16 protein-coding genes and 2 pseudogenes are annotated in these 21,699 nt (G+C 61.3%); 10 read left to right on the forward strand and 8 right to left on the reverse strand.

What is annotated here, in order from left to right:
- Positions 1 to 97: 97 nt before the first annotated feature.
- The 5 genes and pseudogenes from G9Q84_RS28605 to G9Q84_RS28620 form a co-directional block, all read right to left on the reverse strand.
- Positions 98 to 1,363 carry a carbohydrate porin gene (locus G9Q84_RS28605; protein ID WP_181644506.1) on the reverse strand — a complete coding sequence of 422 codons (1,266 nt, stop codon included), beginning with the start codon at positions 1,361 to 1,363 and terminating at the stop codon, positions 98 to 100.
- Between the two features lie 56 nt (positions 1,364 to 1,419).
- Positions 1,420 to 3,828, reverse strand: a complete 2,409-nt coding sequence (locus G9Q84_RS28610; protein ID WP_122680913.1) for a glucose/quinate/shikimate family membrane-bound PQQ-dependent dehydrogenase — start codon at positions 3,826 to 3,828, stop codon at positions 1,420 to 1,422.
- A 450-nt stretch (positions 3,829 to 4,278) separates the two neighbouring features.
- A pseudogene (locus G9Q84_RS30065) lies at positions 4,279 to 4,794 on the reverse strand (methyl-accepting chemotaxis protein); the annotation flags it as partial.
- Positions 4,795 to 5,142: 348 nt separating this feature from the next.
- Positions 5,143 to 6,222 (reverse strand): annotated as a pseudogene (locus G9Q84_RS30070) (HAMP domain-containing protein); the annotation flags it as partial.
- Between the two features lie 143 nt (positions 6,223 to 6,365).
- The gene (locus G9Q84_RS28620; protein WP_032885432.1) at positions 6,366 to 7,256 is read right to left on the reverse strand and encodes a bestrophin family protein; all 891 of its coding nucleotides are present in this window, start codon (positions 7,254 to 7,256) and stop codon (positions 6,366 to 6,368) included.
- A 235-nt stretch (positions 7,257 to 7,491) separates the two neighbouring features.
- Between G9Q84_RS28620 and G9Q84_RS28625 the strand changes: the two genes are divergently transcribed.
- From G9Q84_RS28625 to G9Q84_RS28635, 3 genes are read left to right on the forward strand one after another with little or no spacing between them, the layout of a single operon-like run.
- Positions 7,492 to 8,370 (forward strand): hypothetical protein, encoded by an 879-nt coding sequence (locus G9Q84_RS28625; protein ID WP_181644507.1) that lies wholly within the window; start codon positions 7,492 to 7,494, stop codon positions 8,368 to 8,370.
- Positions 8,371 to 8,381: 11 nt separating this feature from the next.
- A complete protein-coding gene (locus tag G9Q84_RS28630; protein WP_099603346.1) occupies positions 8,382 to 9,428 on the forward strand; it encodes a GGDEF domain-containing protein in 1,047 nt (348 codons plus the stop codon).
- A complete protein-coding gene (locus tag G9Q84_RS28635) occupies positions 9,425 to 9,883 on the forward strand; it encodes a metallophosphoesterase family protein (RefSeq protein WP_181644508.1) in 459 nt (152 codons plus the stop codon). Before G9Q84_RS28630 ends, G9Q84_RS28635 begins: the two co-directional genes overlap by 4 nt.
- Before the next feature lie 7 nt (positions 9,884 to 9,890).
- Here the strand turns inward: G9Q84_RS28635 and G9Q84_RS28640 are convergent, their stop codons facing one another.
- A complete protein-coding gene (locus G9Q84_RS28640) occupies positions 9,891 to 10,190 on the reverse strand; it encodes an ArsR/SmtB family transcription factor (protein ID WP_032885428.1) in 300 nt (99 codons plus the stop codon).
- An 89-nt stretch (positions 10,191 to 10,279) separates the two neighbouring features.
- On the opposite strand from G9Q84_RS28640, the gene G9Q84_RS28645 reads away from it, so the two are divergent.
- Positions 10,280 to 11,371 (forward strand): NADH:flavin oxidoreductase/NADH oxidase, encoded by a 1,092-nt coding sequence (locus G9Q84_RS28645; RefSeq protein WP_099603349.1) that lies wholly within the window; start codon positions 10,280 to 10,282, stop codon positions 11,369 to 11,371.
- Between the two features lie 190 nt (positions 11,372 to 11,561).
- Entirely contained in the window at positions 11,562 to 13,688 is a 2,127-nt protein-coding gene (locus G9Q84_RS28650) for a TonB-dependent siderophore receptor (RefSeq protein ID WP_181644509.1), read from the forward strand.
- 123 nt (positions 13,689 to 13,811) lie between these two features.
- Here the strand turns inward: G9Q84_RS28650 and G9Q84_RS28655 are convergent, their stop codons facing one another.
- Positions 13,812 to 14,534: a FadR/GntR family transcriptional regulator gene (locus tag G9Q84_RS28655; RefSeq protein WP_032885425.1), complete on the reverse strand. Its 723-nt coding sequence runs from the start codon at positions 14,532 to 14,534 to the stop codon at positions 13,812 to 13,814.
- A gap of 48 nt (positions 14,535 to 14,582) precedes the next feature.
- Positions 14,583 to 16,319 (reverse strand): IlvD/Edd family dehydratase, encoded by a 1,737-nt coding sequence (locus tag G9Q84_RS28660; protein ID WP_032885424.1) that lies wholly within the window; start codon positions 16,317 to 16,319, stop codon positions 14,583 to 14,585.
- A 191-nt stretch (positions 16,320 to 16,510) separates the two neighbouring features.
- On the opposite strand from G9Q84_RS28660, the gene G9Q84_RS28665 reads away from it, so the two are divergent.
- The 5 genes from G9Q84_RS28665 to G9Q84_RS28685 form a co-directional block, all read left to right on the forward strand.
- Positions 16,511 to 17,833: an MFS transporter gene (locus tag G9Q84_RS28665; protein WP_032885423.1), complete on the forward strand. Its 1,323-nt coding sequence runs from the start codon at positions 16,511 to 16,513 to the stop codon at positions 17,831 to 17,833.
- A 15-nt stretch (positions 17,834 to 17,848) separates the two neighbouring features.
- Entirely contained in the window at positions 17,849 to 18,838 is a 990-nt protein-coding gene (gene araD1, locus G9Q84_RS28670; protein WP_032885422.1) for an AraD1 family protein, read from the forward strand.
- A 10-nt stretch (positions 18,839 to 18,848) separates the two neighbouring features.
- On the forward strand, positions 18,849 to 20,429 hold the full coding sequence (locus G9Q84_RS28675) for an aldehyde dehydrogenase (NADP(+)) (RefSeq protein ID WP_181644510.1): 1,581 nt from the start codon (positions 18,849 to 18,851) through the stop codon (positions 20,427 to 20,429).
- 16 nt (positions 20,430 to 20,445) lie between these two features.
- Positions 20,446 to 21,309, forward strand: coding sequence for an SMP-30/gluconolactonase/LRE family protein (locus G9Q84_RS28680; protein ID WP_181644511.1), 864 nt, complete (start codon positions 20,446 to 20,448; stop codon positions 21,307 to 21,309).
- Positions 21,310 to 21,347: 38 nt separating this feature from the next.
- Positions 21,348 to 21,699: substrate-binding domain-containing protein (locus G9Q84_RS28685; RefSeq protein ID WP_181643199.1), on the forward strand; the 352-nt coding region annotated here is incomplete at its 3' end.

A 21,699-nucleotide genomic window follows, 5' to 3' on the forward strand; every position in this document is an offset into this window, starting at 1 on the left:
GCTCCCGATGGCGGTGTGTCAGTCAAGCCATTCATTGACTGACACACCGCCATCGGGAGCAAGCCCCCTCCCACATTTTTTGATCGCGTTCAGGCGCTTAGAACACTGCCTTGACCTGCAACCCCAACACCAGCGCATTGTCGATGTTGTCACCCGAAAACGCGCCTGGCTCGATGATGTATTGCACATCCGGGCGCAGGTTCAACCATGGCGTGGCCTGGTAGCCGTAACTGAGTTCGATCAGTTGTTCGGCGTTGTCGAGGTTGGGGTAGCTGGACCCGGCGTTGAACGCTGCCAGTTCCTGCACGTCGCGGCTGCGCGGGTTTGGCACGGCGCGGCCATAACCCAGGGACAGGGTGTCCCGCGGGCGGCCTTCGAACGGTTTGTAGAGCACTACGCCTGCGCCATACCACTTGCTGAACGGCGAGGCCGCTTCGCTGGCGGCGGAGTATTGGCCGAAGGCGTGCAGCACACGGCCGGTCGACGATTCGGAGGCCCACACCGCCTGGTCGATCAGCAGGTAGTGACCGCCGCGACCGCTGACTTTTTCAGTGCTGCCGATGCGTTTCACATCGGAGCTGTCGTAGTAGTAACCCACCTTATATTCCCCGGGCAGGGGGCCTGCGTGCTTGTACACCAGCTCAATCGGCACCACGGTCCCGGTGGTGTGCTTGGGGCTCAACTTCCAGGCGCGGCTGGAGTCGCCGTTGCTTTCCGGGTCGACATTGAACGCCGCCACCCGCACTTGCCAGGCCGGCGAGAGGTCGTATTTCACCCGTGCGCCCAGACGCGCGTTCGGGTAGTTGGTCCAGCCGCTGCCGCCGGACATGTTCAGCGGATGCCCGCAGAAACCGGCGTTCATGAAGTTGCACAGGATGCCGCTGTCCAGGCCGCCGAGGTCATTGCCCATGGCCATGTAGCCGAGTTTGACGTTGAGTGCTGGGGTGAAGAGCGTGCGCTCGTAGCTCAGCTCAGTGAGGCGGGTGTAGAGACCGCCGTAGTTTTCCTGGATCGGCAGACGGTTGCCCACCAGGTCCTCGGACGCGCTGTTGCCGCGACGGTCATTGACGGTGACCTGGATGCGGTCGCCGTTGGTGAAACCGTAGAGCTTGCCCAGGTCGAACTGCACACCGAGCTTGAGGTTTTGCGAGTAGCGCGCCGAACGGTGCTGACCGCCGTGGGCGTTGTAGGCAGTTTCGCCGCTGTAGTCGCCGGTGAAGCGCACACCGGTGTCTTCCAGTTCACGGCGCAGGCCGCCCCAGTCGCCGGTCAGGGTGGTGTCATCGGCTTGGACGGGCAGGGCGGCGCCCAGGGCCAGGCCGAGCAACAGGCGCCCAAAAGAGAGATGAGAAGTGGGTGTCATGCGGGTCTTCCAGACAGAAAGCGCGGTGCCGGGGTGGGCACCGCGCTTGGGGGAGGTTATGGCAGGGCGTAGGCGATCACGTAGTCGCCACGGTCAGTGGATTGGCGTGCACCGCCGGCGGTGACGACTACGTACTGCTTGCCGGTTTTCGGCGATACGTAAGTCATCGGGCCGCCTTGGCTGCCGACCGGCAGGCGGGCTTTCCACACTTCGTCACCGTTGCCGCTGTTGAAGGCGCGCAGGTAGAAATCCTGGGTGCCGGCGATAAAGATCAGGCCGCCCTGGGTCGACAGCGTGCCGCCGAGGGTCGGCAGACCGATCTTGATCGGCAGGTGCATACGGATGCCCAGCGGGCCGGTGTCTTCAACGGTGCCAACCGGCACCTGCCACGCGACTTTCTGGGTCTTCATATCGATGGCGGTCAGGGTGCCGAACGGCGGCGCCTGGCACGGAATGCCGGCCACCGACAGGAAGCGGTTTTTGTTCACGGCATACGGCGTGCCCTTGAGCGGGACCGCGCCCATGCCGGTGTTCAGCGCTTCGCCACCGGACGAAGACTGGGCTTTGTTCTGCGACGGCACCATCTGGATCCACAGGCCCAGGCGCATGTCGTTGACGAAGATAAAACCGTGCACCGGGTCGGTGGAAATGCTGCCCCAGTTCATGCCGCCCAGGGAACCCGGGAAGCTCAGGGATTTATCGGTGCCCGGCGCGGTGTACAGGCCGTCGTAGCGCATGCCTTTGAAGTCGATGCGGCACAGCAACTGGTCGTACGGGGTGGCGCCCCACATGTCCGATTCAGTCAGGGTTTGCGCGCCGATCTGCGGCATGCCCACCGATTTAGGCTGGGTTGGCGAGTACGGTTCATTGGGGATGTTGGCGGCCTTGACCGGCACTTCTTTTACGTCAGTCAGCGGTTTGCCAGTGGCGCGGTCGAGCACGTAGATCTGGCCGGCCTTGGTGCCGATCACTACCGCAGGCACGGCTTTGTCGCTGCCCGGCGGGGTGAAGTCGATCAGGCTTGGCTGCATCGGCAGGTCGAAGTCCCACAGGTCGTTGTGGACGGTCTGGTACACCCACTTTTCAGCACCGCTGGAGGCGTCCAGCGCCAGCACCGAAGCGCCGTACTTATGGTTGAGCTGGGTGCGTTCCACGCCGTAGATGTCGGTGGATGAGCTGCCCATCGGCAGGAAAATCGTGTTCATCAGCGGGTCGTAGGACATCGGCGCCCAGCTGTTCGGCGTGCTGCGCACGTAGGTGCTGTCGCCGGTTGGGGCTTGTTTGTCTTCCGGGTTGCCGGGGTCGAAGGCCCAACGCATTTGCCCGCTGATCACGTCAAAACCACGGATCACGCCGCCCGGCATGTCGGTCTGCACGTTATCCGCCACGCGACCACCGACCACCACGGTGGTGCCGGCGATCAATGGCGCGGAAGACAGCTGGTAGTAGCTGTCTGGCACATTGCCCAGGCCTGCTTTCAAATCCACCTGGCCGTGGGTGCCGAAGTCTTCACAGAATTTGCCGGTGTCGGCGTCTACCGCAATCAGGCGGGCATCAATGGTGTTGGTCAGCAGACGGCGCTGGCACTGCGCACCGGCTGGAACGCTGGCGGCAATGATCGGCGAGCTGTTGGGCTGGGTCGGCTGAGCAATCGGCGCGGTGGCGTCGAAATAGGCCATGCCGCGGCAACGCTGCCAGACCGCCGATTTGGCGTTGACTTCGTTCTTCCACAGTTCTTTGCCGGTGTCGGCGTCGAGGGCGATCAGGTTGTTGTGCGGGGTGCAGATGAACACTTTGTTGCCGATCTGCAGCGGGGTCAGTTGGTCTTCGGCACCGTTGCCGTCGCTGATCGCCACGTCACCGGTGTGGTAGGTCCAGGCTACTTTGAGCTTGTTGACGGTGTCGCGGTTGATCTGGTCCAGCGCGGCGAAGCGGCTGCCGCCTTCAGTGTTGCCGTAGTGCGCCCAATCTTTCTGCGCATCGGCCGGGGCCACCGGCGTGACGCCTGGGCCGGCACCGGTCGGGGCGACGCTTGGGTGGGCGACAAACATATTGCCCGCCGCAACCACTACGCCCACCGCCAGTACGGCGGCAACGCCATAGGCACCGCGCGCAGGCTTGCCGACCAGCAGTGGGTACACCAGCGCGACCACCAGGCCAATCGCGGCGAACATGAATAGCCGCGAGAACAGCGGCCAGAACACCAGGCCCACATCCGCCACGGCCCAAATGGCTGTGCCCACCAGGAACGCGGCAAACAACCACGCACCCGCCGGGTTACGCCGGGCAATCAACAGGCCGGCAATCGCCATGGCCACGCCGCCGATCAGGAAGTACCAGGAACCTCCCAGGCTAACCAGTTTGGCGCCGCCGACGGCGAGCGCGATGCCGAGCAGGGCGATGATAACGCCCAGGCCCAGGAGTAAGAATCTAGAGACGCCAGTGGCGCGCGATGCTCGTTTCATGTCGAAAGGACTCGAATGTGAGAGGGCAAAGACGCGATTTTAGCAAGATAAGTAACTGGTTAGTACATTATAGTCCTGCAATAGACTATTACAGTTGCTGCGATGATGCAGTGCGGTCAAATGCCGCGTTGGATAAGAGGGTTTTCTCGATGGGCAGCGGTACGGGGAGCGCGTATTCAGGGGTGTCGATAGCCGTATCAGGATGAGCGCACTTTGAGCCTCAACGAAACGCCCCATCGGTTCAGTGGATGGGGCGTAGCGTTCGACCACCGTTTTTACAGGCAGCTTTGCTCGAACTCTTCGAGCATATCGGAGCGGATCAGATGACCCTCGTCATCCCGATCCCGGTACCGTCGTGGCTCAAGTCACTGGCCATGCATGGGTTGACGTCTTCCTTGAGGGCGATGCGGCTGACGTGTGTGTCCGCATACGCCCTCTGTCTGACAATGCCTAAAACTTGAAGCGTCCCACCAACCCTTTGAGCTGACCGGAAATATCCGTCAAACGACCTGAGCCGGTCTGCGCCGAATGGGCAAAACCTTCCACCAACTGCGCATCGGCATGGATCTGCGCGATGTGCCGGTTGATCTCTTCCGCCACTTGGTGCTGTTCCTCAGCGGCGGTCGCGATCTGGGTGTTCTGGTCGCGGATCGAGTCCACGGAACCAAGGATCTTGTCGAAGCTGTCGCGAGCCTGCTGGATGCGTTCCACGCTGGTGTGGGACACCAGCAGGCTGCCTTGCATCTGCTGCGTGACTTCCTGGGTGCGGCGGGCGAGGTTGCCCAGCAGGCTGTCGATTTCGCCGGTGGAGTCTGCGGTGCGACGCGCCAAGGCGCGGACTTCGTCTGCAACCACGGCGAAGCCTCGGCCTTGGTCACCGGCGCGGGCCGCTTCGATTGCCGCGTTGAGTGCCAGCAGGTTGGTTTGCTCGGCAATCGAACGGATGGTATCGAGGATGGTGTTGATGTTCTGGCTGTCCTGCTCCAGCAACTGCATGGTCTGAGTCGATTTCTGCAGGTCTTCGCTAAGCTTGAGCACGCTGCCCGTGGCTTCGCCGATGTGCTGCTGACCGGCGTGCACATCGCGATAGCCTTCGTCGGCACTGGTGGCCGCGGCGCTGCAGGAGCGTGCGACTTCGTTGGCGGTGGCGACCATTTCGTTGAACGCAGTGCTGACCAGTTCCACGGCTTCACGCTGGCGGCCGGCGGCCTGGTTCATGTTATTGGCCACTTCGCTGGTGTCGGCGGCGGCGGTTTGCAGGTCGGATGATGCGTTACCGATGCGCTGCACCAACTGCGCGATCATGCTCAGGAACTGGTTGAACCAGCCGGCGAGGCTGGCGGTTTCGTCCTTGCCTTGCACCTTGAGCTGGCGGGTCAGGTCGCCTTCACCTTCGGCGATTTCTTGCAGGCCGTCGGCCACGCCACGGATCGGGCGGACAATGACGCTGGCGAAACTGGCGCCGACAATCGCGAACACTAAGGCCAACGCGGCAGCGATCGCGGCGATCAGCCAGGTGAGGCTGGTCGCACCCGCCATCACTTCGTCCCGCTTGATCAGCCCGATAAAGCGCCAGCCCAAGTCTTTTGAACTGACCACGTTAGCCATATAGGCCACGCCGTCGATGTCGATTTGGGTCACGCCGTCGCCACGCTTGGACAGTTCGGCGTAGTTGGGGCCGAGGTCTGCCATCGGCTTGAAGTTGTGCTTGGCGTCGCTGGGGTCCACCAGCACGTTGCCATTGGCTTCGACCAGCATCAGGTAGCCGCTGTCGCCTAGCTTGATGTTGCGCACCAGTTCGGTGAGCTGCTTGAGCGACACGTCCAGGCCGACCACGCCGAGGATTTTGCCGCTGGCGTCGGCGACGGTGTGCACGGTGCCGATCAGCACCACATCATCCGGTGCCCAGTAGTAGGCGCCGGTGCGCACGGTAGCGCCAGGCGCGGCGATGGCCGCTTGGTACCAAGGGCGTACGCGTGGGTCGTAGTTGTTCAGTTTGGTGTCGTCCGGCCAACTGGCGTAACCGCCGTCGCTTAGGCCCAGGGACAGGTAAGCGGTGCTCGGATGGCTTTTGGCGAACTGGTCGAAGATATCCAGCAGTTCTTTGTTGGTGGGTGTAAGGGGAATTTGCGCGGCGTCGGCGCCGGCGTAGCTCTTGAGGTCCTTGGCCGCGACAACGCGCGGGTCCTTGGCCACAAATTCGACGTTCTGGCTGATGCCGTCGAAGAACTGCTTCATGCCATTGTCGATCTGGCGGATTTCGCGGCCGCTGCTGTCGAGGAAGTTGGCCAGGGCCCCCTCGCGCAGATTCAACACTACCAACACGGCGACCAGGATGACGGGGACGCACGCGATAGCCGCGAACGCCCAGGTCAGCTTCTGCTTGATATTCATGACTTCACCTGCGGAGTATTTATAGTTTTGGCAAGGCAGTGGGTAGCGCAGAACGTCGCATGTGTTGTTATGAAGAGGTGTAGCCCATGCGTACCCCCGGTTTATCGACCGAGGAGTCACGCACTTTAGGGCCGCAGTCGTGATCAGCCGATTTGGGTATCAGCCAGGGCGTCGCGGCGCATCGATTGCAGGTTTTTTTCGATGGTTTCGCAGATGGCTTCCATCTGGATCTGGTGTTCGCTGGAGCGGAACGGGCTTTGCAAATCGGTGCCGATGCGTTCGATGGCCAGCAGCATAAAGCCCACCACCGTGGAGGCCAGCGGCGTGAACCAGCCCAGGGACTCCACAAGGCCCACCGGTACGATCAGGCAGAACAGCGAGATAAACAACCGCGGGAAATACACGTAAGGGTAGGGCAGTGGTGTGTTGGCGATACGCTCCATGCCGCCCTGGGCGTTGGACAAGTCCACCAGGGTGGATTCCAGCCGAGCCAGGCGAATGCTGTCCAGGTGCCCGGCTTTGTATTCCCGGGCCAGGATGGCCGCCGAGCCGGTGAGGATATCGTTGGCAAAGTTATTGGTGGCACCGTTGCGGGCGAATTCCTCAGTGGGGATAAACGCGCGGATTTCATCCGGGCATGGCTCGCCCTTGAGGTGGGCGGCCAGGCAATTCACGTAGGCCACATGGCGGCGCAGCAGGGTGGACTTGACCGGGTTCACTTCACCGTCGGGGTCGTCCAGTAGCGTCAGCACCTGGCGCGCAAAGCTGCGCGAATTGTTGACCATCGCGCCCCATAGCGTGCGCGCCTCCCACCAGCGGTTGTAGGCGCTGCTGTTGCGAAAGCTGATGAGCACAATCAGTGCCGAGCCCAGCAGAGTGAGGGGCATCAGCGGCAAGTTGATCTTGGCGGTGAGAAACAGCATGAAGTCCACGGTGACGGCGACGTCCCACAGCAACAGCCAGAACAGCGACCAGCCCACATAGCCCATGGTCTTGATGATCAGGCGGTACTTTTTGATGATGGCGGCTTTCAAACGACAACCTCGTGGCGAGCGGTAGGCAACTGTGCCTTAGCTCGGACGCTGGTTTGCGGGGAAGGTTCGCTGTGGTGACTGAAACGGTTAAGCCACCGGGGTCTTTTTGGAACAATTTTGGTAGCGACGGTGTCCCCTGCGCTAATCACGATAGATTGCGCTCAAGGCAAAACGCCATTATCTGTGCTGCAATTGAGATCAGTGAATCCAAGTTGTTTGATCAGGGCTCTTTCTCATGTGCAGTGGTTCGTTGAAGTTGGCGGTGGAACAGTCGGCGCGTGCGTTTGAGCGCCATGTGGATTTTGAAGCGTGTATTCGCACCCATTATTCGATCTTGCTGGAGTCCTATTCAAAAAGACCATTTTTCTACAAGACCGCACTGAAGTTCAGTCGCTTGATGGTGTCCTTTACGTTATTGAGCACCTATTTCTCCAAGCAGGTGCCTTTACTGTCCGAGGTGAAAGAGTTTTGTACAGCGCGCGGGTTCTGTTCCAGAAACAGCTTGGAGTCGATCTTCCTGCTGTTCAGGGCGTTGGGGTTCATGACGGTGTCGAGGCATGCGGATGACAGCCGTCTGCGGGTATTCAGTCCGTCACCCCTAGCCTGCGAGGAGATCAGGCTGATGCTCACGTCCGTGGTCGAGCCGCTGGGCGTGATGTGCCCGGAAACCGCGGTTTGCGGCTCAATGAACGGGATGGATGATCGCGCTTATCTGGCACGTTATTTCAAAGGGTTTTCGGTCCTTCTCTCCCACAACGTGACCATCGACCTGCTGATGCCCGACTGTTATTGGCTGGTAAAGCGCGATGCCGGGCATATGTTGATGCTGGCGATCTATAACGATGCGTGTGCATTGGATAACCAGGGGGCAAGTTTCAGGTCTTCGTCCTACCTTTCCATCGCTGAGCAACTCTCGGTGTCCAAGACCCATGTTATTCGCTTGGTGCAAGAGGGGGCTGACCGGGGCTATTTCAAGATTCATTCCAAGACATTGCTTGAAGTCCTGCCACCTTTTATCGTGTTGGTAAGGCGCTTCATGGCGTATTCGTTTGCGACCTGCCTGCACAGTCTTCAACTGAGTCATGTCGATACCAAAGCGGCCACTCATGCATAGGGAGTGACGGGATGCCGGCTAATGTGAAGCTCAGGCCACGGATGCAAAGGCTGTTGTCGCCCGCAATTGCCCAGGCGGAATTGATCGGGATTTTCGCCTGGCTGGCGGTGTTGCTGGTTGATCGCGGGGGGATGTTCGGCTGGCCGGTCGTGCTGGTCACGATGGGGCTGTGCGTGGTGTATGGGGTTCACCGGGTGGTGACTCAGTATGTGCTGTGGCGGGCGCTGGGCGTGGGTTATATGGTGCTGCTGTCCGCGGGTTTTGCCTATGTGGTTCACACCCGCCCCGACCTGCAGGTGTTCGCCTTGCCGCTGGCCGTGACCTTGGTAATGAGCAGCGCAATCCTGTTTATCGTGGTTCAGGATTTTCTATTCTGCGCCGCATTGGTGTGGTTACTGACATGGCCCCAGATCCAGCTGAGCCTTTATGCAGGCGTCGACACCTACGTGTTCATCTTTTGCGCCGCGTCGGTGGCGATCGGATTTATCTTGAATGTCTACTACCTGAAGAACCTGCGTTCCGTGTTACTGGTGGAGAGTGAGTTTCGGGAGTTGGCCGAGACCGATTATTTGACCTCCATCCTGAACCGGCGGGCCTTTATGGAGAGCTTCGCCAAACTGATTGCGGCCGGTGATACCGGCTACTTCATGATGCTGGATATCGACAGTTTCAAATTGAAGAATGACCAGTTCGGCCATGACGTCGGCGACAGGATTCTCTGCGCCATGGCCGCGTGCTTTAAATCCACCCCAGGCAGCCACAGTTTCGGCAGGATTGGCGGCGAAGAATTCGGGGTGCTGCTGGTGGGCGATGACCCAGGTCTCGCCACCGATTACGCGCTGCGCCTGCTGCAAGCGATCCGCAGCAGTGTCGCGCCGCCCCATGACTACACTTGCAGTGCGGGCATGGCGCGCTTTACGGCCGGGGCCGAAATGTCGGCGGTCCTCAAGCGTGCCGACCGCAACCTCTACGCTGCCAAGGGCAACGGTAAAGACCGCGTGTATTTGGATGGCGCGCCGGTGTTTCAGGGGTCGACGTCCACCCCGGAGGCCCTATGAAAGTTGGCGTGATTTCCGATACCCACGGCCTGCTGCGGCCTGAAGCCGTGGCGGCCTTGCAGGGATGCGAACAGATCATCCATGCCGGCGATATCGGTAGCCCTGAAATTCTTCAGCAATTGGCGCAGATCGCACCCCTGTACGTGGTGCGCGGCAACAATGACCAGGACGCGCCGTGGGCACGGCAGGTGCCCGACCATCTGATGCTGGATGTGGACGGATGGCGGACGTTGGTGGTGCATGACATCGCCGACGTCCCCGCACGACTCGATACGCATGTGCGGCTGGTGATCACCGGTCATTCGCACAAGCCCGTGATCGAATGGCGGGGCGCAACGCTGTATGTGAACCCCGGCAGTGCAGGGCGGCGGCGCTTCAAGTTGCCGGTGACGTTGGCGGTGCTGGAGGTGCAGGCGCTGACGATCGAGTCGCAACTGATCACGCTGCTGGACTGATCGGGGTTTATGCTTGAGCCAGGATGCTCTGCAACAACCCTGGAAACCGTTCCTCAAGCACATCGCCGCGCAACGAATTCATATGGGTCGTGCCCACGCTGCGGGTGTGCACCAGGCCGGCATCGCGCAGTACGCGGAAGTGGTGGGACATGCTGGACTTGGGGCGCCCGCCGTCCAGTTCGCCGCAAGTGGCTTCCGGCACGCCGGCCAGGCAGCGCACGATTTCCAGGCGCACCGGGTCGCTCAGGGCGTACAACAGACGCTCCAGGGTCAGATCTTCAGGGGTAGGGTGTTTGAAGGCTCGCATGGATCGGATGATAACAGGGGGGTATCGCCGAATACCATAGTTCGATTACCATCGAACTATCGAATCACTCACTCGCTGCTGGAGTTCCCATGTCCGCTCTGTTCGAACCCTTCAAACTCAAAGACGTAACCCTGCGCAATCGCATCGCCATCCCGCCAATGTGCCAATACATGGCCGAAGACGGCATCGTCAACGACTGGCACCACGTGCACCTGGCCGGCATGGCCCGTGGCGGTGCCGGTTTGTTAGTGGTCGAGGCCACTGCCGTTGCGCCTGAAGGCCGCATCACTCCGGGCTGTGCCGGCATCTGGAGCGATGCACATGCTCAGGCGTTCGTGCCGATGGTCAAGGCGATCAAGGCCGCAGGTTCAGTGCCCGGCATTCAGATTGCCCACGCCGGGCGTAAAGCCAGTGCCAACCGTCCATGGGAAGGGGATGACCATATTCCGGCTTCCGACGCACGCAGTTGGGAAACTATTGCGCCGTCGGCCATCGCCTTCGGTGCCAACCTGCCCAATGTGCCGCGCGCCATGACCCTGGACGACATCGCTCGCGTTAAACAGGATTTCGTCGACGCCGCCCGTCGCGCCCGTGACGCCGGTTTCGAGTGGATCGAACTGCACTTCGCCCACGGTTACCTGGCTCAAAGCTTTTTCTCCGAACATTCCAACCAACGTACCGATGCCTACGGTGGCAGCTTCGACAACCGCAGCCGTTTCCTCCTGGAAACCCTGGCCGCCGTGCGTGAAGTCTGGCCGGAAAACCTGCCGCTGACCGCGCGTTTCGGTGTGATCGAATACGACGGTCGTGACGAGCAAACCCTCACCGAATCCATCGAACTGGCGCGTAATTTCAAAGCCGGTGGCTTGGACCTGCTGAGCGTCAGCGTCGGTTTCACCATCCCCGACACCAACATCCCGTGGGGCCCGGCCTTTATGGGCCCGATTGCCGAACGCGTGCGCCGCGAAGCCGGTATCCCGGTGACCTCGGCGTGGGGTTTTGGTACGCCACAATTGGCAGAAGGCGCGTTGCAGGCGGGGCATCTGGACCTGGTCTCAGTGGGCCGCGCGCACCTGGCTGACCCGCATTGGGCGTACTTTGCCGCCAAAGAGCTGGGCGTGGATAAGTCCTCCTGGACCTTGCCAGCGCCGTATGCGCATTGGTTGGAACGCTATCGCTGAGGCGAGCCAAGCGGTTTATGGAGCCACTCAATCGAGTGGCTTTTTTTTATCTGAGTATTGATACAAGGCTGATACGCAAAAAATAACGAATGAGAATGGATGTCAAACGAGAATGCGTTGATATACCATGCGCCGCGAATTCTTGGCAGGTTTGCCGTCCCATCTGGCTCATTCACTAGGTCCAACATCCATGCGTCGTACCCTGATTTCCATCTGTGTGTTGCAGGCGTTTTCCCCGTTCACCTGGGCAGAAGTGGCGCCCACCGAGCAAACCAGTCTGGAGTTGCAAGCGACCACTGTGACGGGCACGGCGGACTATGAAACAGCTCAGGGGCCGGTCAAGGGCTACCACGCCACACGCTCAGCCAGCGCGACGCGCACCGACACGTCGATTCATGAAACACCGCAGTCCATCAGCGTGGTGTCCAAGGATGTGGTCGAAGACATTGGCGCCACCCGCCTGCAGGATGCCCTCGACTATGCCGGCGGCGTCGGCCGCGCCAACAACTTCGGCGGCCAGGGCCTGACCACCTTCACCGTGCGCGGCTTTACCACTGGCGAGTTCTACCGCAACGGTTTCCCGATCAACCGCGGCTACCCGAACATGCCGGACGCCAACACCATCGAACGCCTCGAAGTACTGCGCGGTCCCGCAACCATGCTGTATGGCCGTGGCGATCCAGGCGGCACGTTCAACGTGGTGTCCAAGCAGCCGCTGGCAGAGCGTACCGTGACCCTGGGCAGCCAGTTGAATGATCAAGGCATGAAACGCGGCACCCTGGATGCCTCCGGCCCGTTGGATGAAGACGGTCGCCTCGCTTATCGCCTGAACGTGGTGGGCGAGGGCGGCGACACCTTCCGGGACCATGTGGAAACCGAACGCTACGGCGTGACGCCTGTCATCACCTGGCAAGCCACCGACGACACCAAGGTGATCTTCGAAGGCGACTTCATGCGTAACAACCACCCGCTGGACCGTGGCCTGACGCGCTATCCCACCCAAAAAGGCAACGCGTCGCGCGATACCTTCTGGGGCGATAAAGACGTCGGCAAATTGCACAACGACAACAGCATGGCGCAGTTGCGCTTCGAACACCTGCTCAACGAAAACTGGACCCTGGGCGGCGGTTTCCAGTGGCTGGACGGCACCTTGCAGGGCAACGCCATTGAAGCCAACGGCCTGAGCGCCGATGGCCGCACGCTGCAACGCAACTTCAACTATCGCAAGCTGGAGTGGACCGACAAGGACTACCAACTCAACCTCACCGGGCATTTCACCACCGGTGGTTTCGAGCACACCCTGCTGACCGGCATCGAGTATGAGGATTACGACTACAAGTCGATCATCCAGCGTTCCAGCGCCACCGAGGGCACTTACCCGATTGATATCTTTGACCCCGTCTACGGCCAGGCACGCCCACCGCTGACGCGAACACCGACCCACGATAAAGAAAACCTCAAGACCTACGCAGCCTTTGTGCAGGACCAAGTGGCCCTCACCGAGCGCCTGAAAGTCTTGGCCGGTGCGCGTTTTGAGCGTTTTGAGCATGACTACGAAAGCTACGTGACCGGGGTTAAACCTTGGCAAGCCGCTGATAACGCGGTCACCCCACGTGTGGGCGTGATCTACGACCTTACCGATACCGTCGCGGTCTACGCTGACGCCGCACGTTCGTTCAAGCCGAACACTGGCGCTGCTCGCCAAGGTGGCGGGTTTGAGCCGGAAAAGGGCAAGTCCTATGAGATGGGCGTCAAATGGGAAGCCTTGGACCGTCAACTGAGCGTCGACGCGGCGATCTACCAGATCGAGAAGAAAAACGTCCTCACCACCGACCCTATCGACTCAACCTTCAGCGTCGCCGCTGGCCAAGTCCGCAGCCGTGGTTTCGACCTGAATGTGGCGGGCAATATCACCCCCGAGTGGCGCGTGATCGGCGGTTACGCCTACGTGGATGCCGAAGTCACCAAGGACAACACCATTCGCCCCGGCACGCGCCTGCTGAACATTCCCCGCAACAGCTTCAGCCTGCTTAACGTCTACGAATTCCAGGACGGCGCCCTCAAAGGCCTGGGCCTGGGCGCGGGTGGAAAGTATGTCGACCAGCGTGCCGGCCAGACCGCCAATACGGCGTTCTCGATGGACGCCTACACCGTTGTGGACCTGCTGGGCTACTACAAGGTCAATGACAAGGTACGACTGAACCTGGATGTAAAGAACCTGTTCAACCGCGAGTATGAAGAGGGCGCGTTCGGCAATATCTACGCCTACCCAGGCGCACCCCGCACTGTGCAGGTCGGCATCGCCTACACCCTGTAAAGGCCCGCACAGCTTCAATGTGGGAGGGGGCTTGCCCCCGATAGCGGTGTAACAGCTGGCTTATTTGCAGCTGACCCACCGCCATCGGGGGCAAGCCCCCTCCCACATTTGATTGCGTTTACATTACAGCGGCGTCAGCACATTCATCACCGTATCCAACGCCACCCGCGTGTCATCCAACTGCACCAGTGAGGCATGCCGTGCACCCAGCGCATCGCGGTTCTGGATCGCGGTGAGAATCGCCTTGTGCCGGGGCAGGCTCAGGCCCTGGATGTCCGGACGACGGTTGGTAATGTTGATCGACTCGCGCAACGGCAACGACAGCATGTTGCACATATAGGCGAGCAAGTCGTTGCGCGTGGCGTCGGCAATGGCGCGGTGGAAGTCCAGGTCGGCCTGCAACAGGTCTTCGTGGGTCTTCGCGGTTTCCATGCCCTGGTAGGCTTTTTCGATGGTGGCGATGTCGTCATCGGTCGCCGTCGTGGCGGCCATGGCGGCGATTTCCGGTTCGAGGATGCGCCGCACGCCGGCCAGGGTATTGAAGAATTCGCTGTGGGGCGTGGATTGCATCAGCCAGGACAACACATCCGGGTCGAGCAGGTGCCACTTCAAGCGCGGCCGCACCACGGCGCCCACCCGTGGTTTGGAATACACCAGGCCCTTGGCGCTGAGCACCCGGGTCGCCTCGCGCAGCACCGAGCGGCTGACCTTGTACTCCTCGCAGAGCGTGGCCTCCATGGGCAGTCTTTCTTCCGGCTTGAAGCGACCGGAAACGATGTGCATGCCCAAGTCCTGAACGATCTGGGCATGCATGCTCTTGCGCGGCTTGGGCGGCTGGTGATCCATAACGACGGGGAGGCTCTGGCTTAAAGACGCGGCATCATAGCATCCCAATTAGTGGGAATGACGCGGGACTTCCGCCCCCCGGCAGCCCACCAGGAAGTCAAAGTCGCAGCCTTGGTCTGCCTGCAACACATGGTCGATGTACAGCTGGCGGTAGCCGCCGACGATGAGTTTTTCCGGTGGCGCCAGGTCTGCCATGCGCGCCGCCAGCTCTGCATCGGGGATGTCCAGGTGCAAGCGGCCGTTGGCGCAGTCCAGTTCGATCCAGTCGCCTTCCTTCACCGTGGCCAACGGCCCGCCCGCTGCTGCTTCCGGCGCGACGTGCAACACCACCGTGCCGTACGCCGTGCCGCTCATGCGCGCATCGGAAATACGCACCATATCGGTCACACCCTGGGCCAGCAGCTTGGCCGGCAAGCCCATGTTGCCGACCTCGGCCATGCCCGGGTAACCCTTGGGCCCGCAGTTTTTCATGACCAGGATCGAGTTGGCGTCCACGTCCAGCTCCGGATCGTTGATGCGCGCCTTGTACATGTCGAAATTCTCGAACACCACCGCACGACCGCGATGCTGCATCAGCTCCGGGCTGGCGGCTGACGGCTTGAGCACTGCGCCGAGCGGGGCGAGGTTGCCGCGCAGCACGCAGATACCGCCGTCGGCGCGGATCGGGTTATCCAGGGTACGGATCACTTCGTCCTGGCCGTAGATCGGCGAGTCCTTGGTGTTCTCGCCCAGGGACTTGCCGTTCACGGTCAAGGCGTTCGGGTGCGGGATCAGGTTGGCTTCGCCGAGGCGGCGCAACACGGCAGGCAGGCCGCCGGCGTAGTAGAACTCTTCCATTAGAAAGCGCCCGGACGGCTGCAAGTCGACGATGGTCGGCATGCCACGACCCATGCGGGTCCAGTCGTCCAGGTCCAACTCGACGCCGATGCGCCCGGCGATGGCTTTGAGGTGAATCACCGCGTTGGTCGAACCGCCGATGGCCGCGTTCACGCGAATAGCGTTTTCAAACGCCTCCTTGGTGAGGATCTTCGACAGCTTCAAGTCTTCGCGCACCATCTCCACCGCGCGCATGCCCGACATATGCGCCAGCACATAGCGCCGCGCATCCACTGCCGGAATCGCCGCGTTGTGGGGCAGGGAAGTGCCCAGTGCCTCGGCCATGCAGGCCATGGTCGACGCGGTGCCCATGGTGTTGCAGGTTCCCGCCGAGCGCGACATGCCGCCTTCGGCCGCAAGGAAGTCGTCCAGGGTAATGGTGCCGGCCTTGACCTGTTCACTGAGCTGCCACACCACGGTGCCCGAGCCGATGTCCTGGCCCTTGTGCTTGCCGTTGAGCATCGGCCCGCCGGTGACCACGATGGCCGGCACGTCGCAACTGGCGGCGCCCATCAGCAGGGCAGGGGTGGTCTTGTCGCAGCCGGTCAGCAGCACCACACCATCAATCGGGTTGCCGCGAATGGCTTCCTCCACGTCCATGCTCGCCAGGTTGCGCGTCAGCATGGCAGTGGGTCGCAGGTTGGATTCGCCATTGGAAAACACCGGGAACTCCACCGGGAAGCCACCGGCCTCGATCACACCGCGTTTGACGTGCTCGGCGATCTGGCGGAAATGCGCGTTGCACGGGGTCAGCTCCGACCAGGTATTGCAGATACCGATGATCGGCTTGCCATGGAACTGATGGTCGGCAATGCCCTGATTCTTCATCCAGCTGCGGTACATGAAGCCGTTTTTGTCGGCGGTACCAAACCACTGGGCAGAGCGTAGGCCGGGCTTTTTATCAGACATGATCGATTCTCTTATTGTATGACTATATGTTCTCTCTGCGGCTAAACATAAGCGCAAAATGTTCGCTTTGGAAGAGTTGTTTTGCAAATAGTCCTACTATATAGTCTGGCTTAACTGAGGTATGACCCTGGCGGATTTTCTGCGAGAGGCATCCCCGATTCCTATAAGAACAACAATCGGAGATCGACCCCATGAGCGAGGAATTGCGGCTAATCCGGCGCATCACGCTGAAACTGATTCCCTTCCTGATCTTGCTGTACCTGATCGCCTACGTGGACCGTTCCGCCGTGGGCTTTGCCAAGTTGCACATGGGCGCCGACGTCGGCATCGGTGATGCGGCTTATGGCCTGGGTGCTGGGTTGTTCTTCATTGGCTACTTCCTGTTCGAGATTCCCAGCAACCTGATGCTCGACCGCTTCGGCGCGCGGCGCTGGTTCGCACGCATCATGATCACCTGGGGCACCATCACCATCGGCATGGCGTTCGTGCAGGGGCCTCACAGCTTCTATGTGATGCGCTTTCTGCTCGGTGCGGCCGAAGCCGGGTTCTTCCCGGGCGTGCTGTACTACATCACCCAATGGTTCCCGGTTCGCCATCGCGGCAAGATCCTTGGGCTGTTTATCCTCTCGCAGCCCATCGCGATGATGATCACTGGCCCCGTGTCCGGCGGCCTGCTGGGTATGGACGGCATCCTCGGCCTGCACGGCTGGCAGTGGCTGTTTATCGTGATCGGCACCCCGGCGATCCTGCTGACCTGGCCGGTGCTGCGTTACCTGCCGGATGGTCCCAAGCAGGTCAAGTGGATGACCGACGCCGAAAAAACCTGGTTGACCGACGAACTGAACAAAGACCTGCAAGCCTACGGCCAGACCCGCCACGGCAATCCATTGCATGCGCTCAAAGACAAGCGCGTGTTGCTGCTGGCGCTGTTCTACCTGCCGGTGACCCTGAGCATCTACGGCCTGGGCTTGTGGCTGCCCACGTTGATCAAGCAGTTCGGCGGCAGCGATCTCACCACCGGCTTCATATCGGCGGTGCCGTATATCTTCGGCATCATCGGTTTGCTGATTATCCCGCGCAGTTCCGACCGCCTGAATGACCGTTATGGCCACCTCGCCGTGCTCTATGTGCTGGGTGCGATCGGCCTGTTCTTCAGCGCCTGGCTGAGTGTGCCGGTGCTGCAAATGGCCGCGCTGTGCCTGGCAGCGTTCGCGATGTTCTCTTGTACGGCGGTGTTCTGGACCTTGCCGGGCCGCTTCTTCGCCGGCGCCAGTGCGGCGGCCGGCATTGCCTTGATCAATTCCGTGGGCAACCTCGGCGGCTATATCGGCCCGTTCGTGATTGGTGCGCTCAAGGAATACACCGGCAACCTGGCCTCGGGCTTGTACTTCCTGTCCGGTGTGATGGTGTTCGGGCTGGTGCTGACCGGCGTGGTCTATCGCCTGCTGGAGCGCAAGCACGTGCTGCCCGTCGACCAGTTCGCCGCCAGCGCCCGTGGCGCCACACGTACTTAATCTAGGAGAACCTTCATGCGTTTAGTGCAGTTCGAACTCAATAATGGCGAGCGCCGCGTTGGCGTAGTGGAAGGCAAGCAACTGCGTGAAGTGCGCAGCGCCCATAGCGTGCGTGAGCTGGCCCTGGCCGCCATCGAAGCGGGCGTCAAGTTGCAGCAGCAGGTGGACAGCCTCGGTCTGGGCGACAGCCACGACTACGCCGCCTTGCTGGCCGAACAAAAAATCCTGCCGCCTCTGGATCACCCGGACCCGGCCCACATGCTGATCAGCGGCACCGGCCTGACCCACTTGGGCAGCGCCTCGGCGCGGGACAAAATGCACCAGGGCGGTGACGACAGCGCCCTGACCGACACCATGCGCATCTTCAAGTGGGGCGTGGAGGGCGGCAAGCCCGCCGCCGGTGAGGCCGGCGTGCAGCCGGAGTGGTTCTACAAGGGCGACGGCAGCATTGTGGTGCGCCCAGGCCAAGCCTTCCCGGTGCCACCGTTTGCCGAAGATGCTGGTGAAGAACCGGAGATCGGCGGCCTCTACGTGATCGGCCACGACGGTAAACCCTACCGCCTGGGTTTCGCGGTGGGCAACGAGTTTTCCGACCATGTGATGGAGCGCAAGAACTACCTGTACCTGGCCCATTCCAAGCTGCGCAGTTGCAGCTACGGCCCGGAACTGCGTGTCGGCGAATTGCCCCAGCACCTGGCCGGCACCAGCCGCATCCTGCGTAACGGCGAGGAAATCTGGCGGAACGAATTCCTCAGTGGCGAGGCCAATATGTGCCACAGCCTGGAAAACCTCGAATACCACCACTTCAAATACAGCCAATTCCTCAAGCCGGGCGATGTGCACATTCATTTCTTCGGCACCGCCACCTTATCATTCGCCGACGGTATACGTACCCAACCGGGGGATGTGTTCGAGATCAGCCAGGCTGAGTTCGGCGCGCCGTTGATCAACAGTGTCGGCAGCGTCGATGCAGCGTTCGAACCCGGCAATGTCATCACCCTTTAAGGAGACCCACATGACCCAGTTTCTCGGCCACAACTTTATCGGCGGCCAGCGCAGCGCCAACGGCAGTGTGAAGCTGCAAAGCGTCGACGCCACCACCGGCGAAGCCTTGCCCCAGGATTTCTACCAGGCCACGCCGCAGGAAGTCGACGCCGCCGCCCACGCCGCCGCGCAGGCTTATCCGGCGTACCGGGCCTTGAGCGCCGCACGTCGCGCGCAGTTCCTGGATGCGATCGCCGATGAGTTGGATGCGCTGAGCGATAACTTCGTTGAGTTGGTCTGCCGCGAAACCGCATTGCCTGCCGCCCGTATCAAGGGCGAGCGCGGGCGTACCAGCGGGCAGATGCGCCTGTTTGCCACGGTGTTGCGTCGCGGTGATTTCTACGGTGCCCGCATCGACAAAGCCCTGCCGGATCGCCAACCACTGCCGCGTCCGGACCTGCGTCAATACCGCATCGGCCTCGGCCCGGTGGCGGTGTTCGGTGCGAGCAATTTCCCCCTGGCATTCTCCACGGCAGGCGGCGACACCGCCGCCGCGCTGGCGGCCGGTTGCCCGGTGGTGTTCAAAGCCCACAGCGGCCACATGGCGACGGCTGAACAGGTGGCCAATGCAATCCTCCGCGCGGCCGAGGCCACCGAGATGCCGGCTGGCGTGTTCAACATGATCTTCGGCGGTGGCGTGGGTGAGGCGCTGGTCAAGCACCCGGCGATCCAGGCGGTGGGCTTTACCGGCTCGCTCAAGGGCGGTCGTGCCCTCTGCGATATGGCCGCGGCGCGCCCGCAACCGATCCCGGTGTTTGCCGAAATGTCGAGCATCAACCCGGTGATTGTCTTGCCCCAGGCCTTGCAGGCGCGGGCCGAGACCGTCGCCCGTGACCTCACCGCGTCGGTCGTACAAGGCTGCGGCCAGTTCTGCACCAACCCCGGCCTGGTGATCGGTATTGCATCGCCGGAATTCACCGCGTTCACCCAACAGGTGGCGCAATTGATCGGCGAGCAACCGGCGCAAACCATGCTCAACGCCGGTACCTTGAGCAGCTATGGCAAGGGCCTGGAAAAACTCCTGTCACACCCTGGCATTCAGCATTTGGCCGGCAGCACCCAGGCTGGTAACCAGGCGCAACCGCAGCTGTTCAAGGCCGACGTGCGCCTGTTGCTCGATGGTGATGAAGTGCTGCAAGAAGAAGTCTTCGGCCCCACCACGGTGTTTATCGAAGTGGCTGATCAAGCCCAACTCAGCGCGGCGTTGCACGGCCTGCACGGTCAACTGACGGCCACGATCATTGGCGAGCCGGCGGATTTTCAACAGTTCGCCGAGCTCACGCCGCTGCTGGAACAGAAGGTTGGGCGCATCCTGCTCAACGGCTACCCGACCGGCGTGGAAGTCTGCGACTCGATGGTGCATGGCGGCCCGTACCCGGCCACGTCCGATGCCCGTGGCACGTCGGTCGGCACCTTGGCCATCGACCGTTTCCTGCGCCCGGTGTGCTTCCAGAACTACCCTGATAGCCTGCTGCCCGACGCGTTGAAAAACGCTAACCCGTTGCGTATCCAGCGCTTGGTCGATGGCACGCCATCGCGCGATTCGCTGTAAGGAATCCGGAGGTTTCATGTCGTGTAAGGCCGTCACTGCACACCGTGCGCAATTGGGCGAAGGCCCATTCTGGGACGCGCCCACCCAGGCGCTGTATTGGGTCAATATCGCCGGCAAACAGGCCTTGCGCCTGATGGGCGGGCAATTGCAGATCTGGCAGTTGCCCGAGCATGTCTCGGCCTTTATCCCGTGTGAAAGCGGCGATGCGTTGGTGACTTTGAGCAGCGGTGTCTACCGCCTGGACCTGGTCACCGAAGCCTTGACCCTGCTGTGCGTGGCCGACCCGCAACCGGGCAACCGTGGCAATGAAGCGCGCTGCGATGCCCAAGGCCGGCTGTGGCTGGGCACCATGCAGAACAACATCGGTGAGCAGGGCGAAGACCTGCCGATTACGCGGCGTTCAGGTGGCTTGTTTCGCATTGATGCCGATGGGCAGGTCGCGCCTCTGCTGAGCGGCCTGGGCATTCCCAACACGTTGCTGTGGAGTGAGGACGGCAGCCTGGTGCATTTTGGCGACAGCATGGATGGCACGCTCTATCGGCATGTCATCCAGCCCGACGGTCAGCTCGAACCGGCACAAGTGTGGTTCGGTCCACACGCACGCGGCGGGCCGGATGGCTCGGCGATGGATGCCGAAGGCTACATCTGGAATGCCCGTTGGGACGGCAGTTGCCTGCTGCGCCTGACGCCTGATGGCGAGGTGGATCGCATCATCGAACTGCCCGTCAGCCGTCCCACCAGTTGTGTATTCGGTGGGCCCAACCTCACCACGCTGTACATCACCAGTGCCGCCAGCCCGTTGGATCACCCTCTGGATGGTGCGGTGCTGGCTATCGAAGTCGATGTCCCTGGCAAACCGTGCCATCGCTTTGCCGGTTAAACCCCAAGACTCAAAAACAACAACAAAAGGTGTCGTTCATGAAAAAAGCCCTACGCGTCCTTGCCGCCGCCGTTGCTTTAAGCAGCCTCAGCAGCCTCGCATCCGCCGAAGAAGTGAAGATCGGCTTTCTGGTCAAACAGGCCGAAGAACCCTGGTTCCAGACTGAATGGGCCTTCGCCGAAAAAGCCGGCAAGGAACACGGTTTCACCGTGATCAAAATTGCCGTGCCCGATGGTGAGAAAACCCTTTCCGCCATCGACAGCCTGGCCGCCAACGGTGCCAAGGGCTTTGTGATCTGCCCGCCGGACGTGTCCCTCGGCCCAGCCATCGTGGCCAAGGCCAAGCTCAATGGCTTGAAAGTCATGGCCGTGGATGACCGCTTCGTCGATG

It is taken from the genome of Pseudomonas sivasensis, assembly GCF_013778505.1.
Taxonomy (GTDB): domain Bacteria; phylum Pseudomonadota; class Gammaproteobacteria; order Pseudomonadales; family Pseudomonadaceae; genus Aquipseudomonas; species Aquipseudomonas sivasensis.

Bases quoted from the DNA above. Each gene is read 5' to 3' on its own strand.
- G9Q84_RS28680 (WP_181644511.1), top strand. From the start codon at position 20,446: ATGTCGTGTAAGGCCGTCACTGCACACCGTGCGCAATTGGGCGAAGGC.
- G9Q84_RS28650 (WP_181644509.1), top strand. From the start codon at position 11,562: ATGCGTCGTACCCTGATTTCCATCTGTGTGTTGCAGGCGTTTTCCCCG.
- G9Q84_RS28665 (WP_032885423.1), top strand. From the start codon at position 16,511: ATGAGCGAGGAATTGCGGCTAATCCGGCGCATCACGCTGAAACTGATT.
- G9Q84_RS28675 (WP_181644510.1), top strand. From the start codon at position 18,849: ATGACCCAGTTTCTCGGCCACAACTTTATCGGCGGCCAGCGCAGCGCC.
- G9Q84_RS28655 (WP_032885425.1), bottom strand. From the start codon at position 14,534: ATGGATCACCAGCCGCCCAAGCCGCGCAAGAGCATGCATGCCCAGATC.
- G9Q84_RS28660 (WP_032885424.1), bottom strand. From the start codon at position 16,319: ATGTCTGATAAAAAGCCCGGCCTACGCTCTGCCCAGTGGTTTGGTACC.
- G9Q84_RS28605 (WP_181644506.1), bottom strand. From the start codon at position 1,363: ATGACACCCACTTCTCATCTCTCTTTTGGGCGCCTGTTGCTCGGCCTG.
- G9Q84_RS28635 (WP_181644508.1), top strand. From the start codon at position 9,425: ATGAAAGTTGGCGTGATTTCCGATACCCACGGCCTGCTGCGGCCTGAA.
- G9Q84_RS28610 (WP_122680913.1), bottom strand. From the start codon at position 3,828: ATGAAACGAGCATCGCGCGCCACTGGCGTCTCTAGATTCTTACTCCTG.
- G9Q84_RS28625 (WP_181644507.1), top strand. From the start codon at position 7,492: ATGTGCAGTGGTTCGTTGAAGTTGGCGGTGGAACAGTCGGCGCGTGCG.
- G9Q84_RS28640 (WP_032885428.1), bottom strand. From the start codon at position 10,190: ATGCGAGCCTTCAAACACCCTACCCCTGAAGATCTGACCCTGGAGCGT.
- araD1 (WP_032885422.1), top strand. From the start codon at position 17,849: ATGCGTTTAGTGCAGTTCGAACTCAATAATGGCGAGCGCCGCGTTGGC.
- G9Q84_RS28645 (WP_099603349.1), top strand. From the start codon at position 10,280: ATGTCCGCTCTGTTCGAACCCTTCAAACTCAAAGACGTAACCCTGCGC.
- G9Q84_RS28630 (WP_099603346.1), top strand. From the start codon at position 8,382: ATGCCGGCTAATGTGAAGCTCAGGCCACGGATGCAAAGGCTGTTGTCG.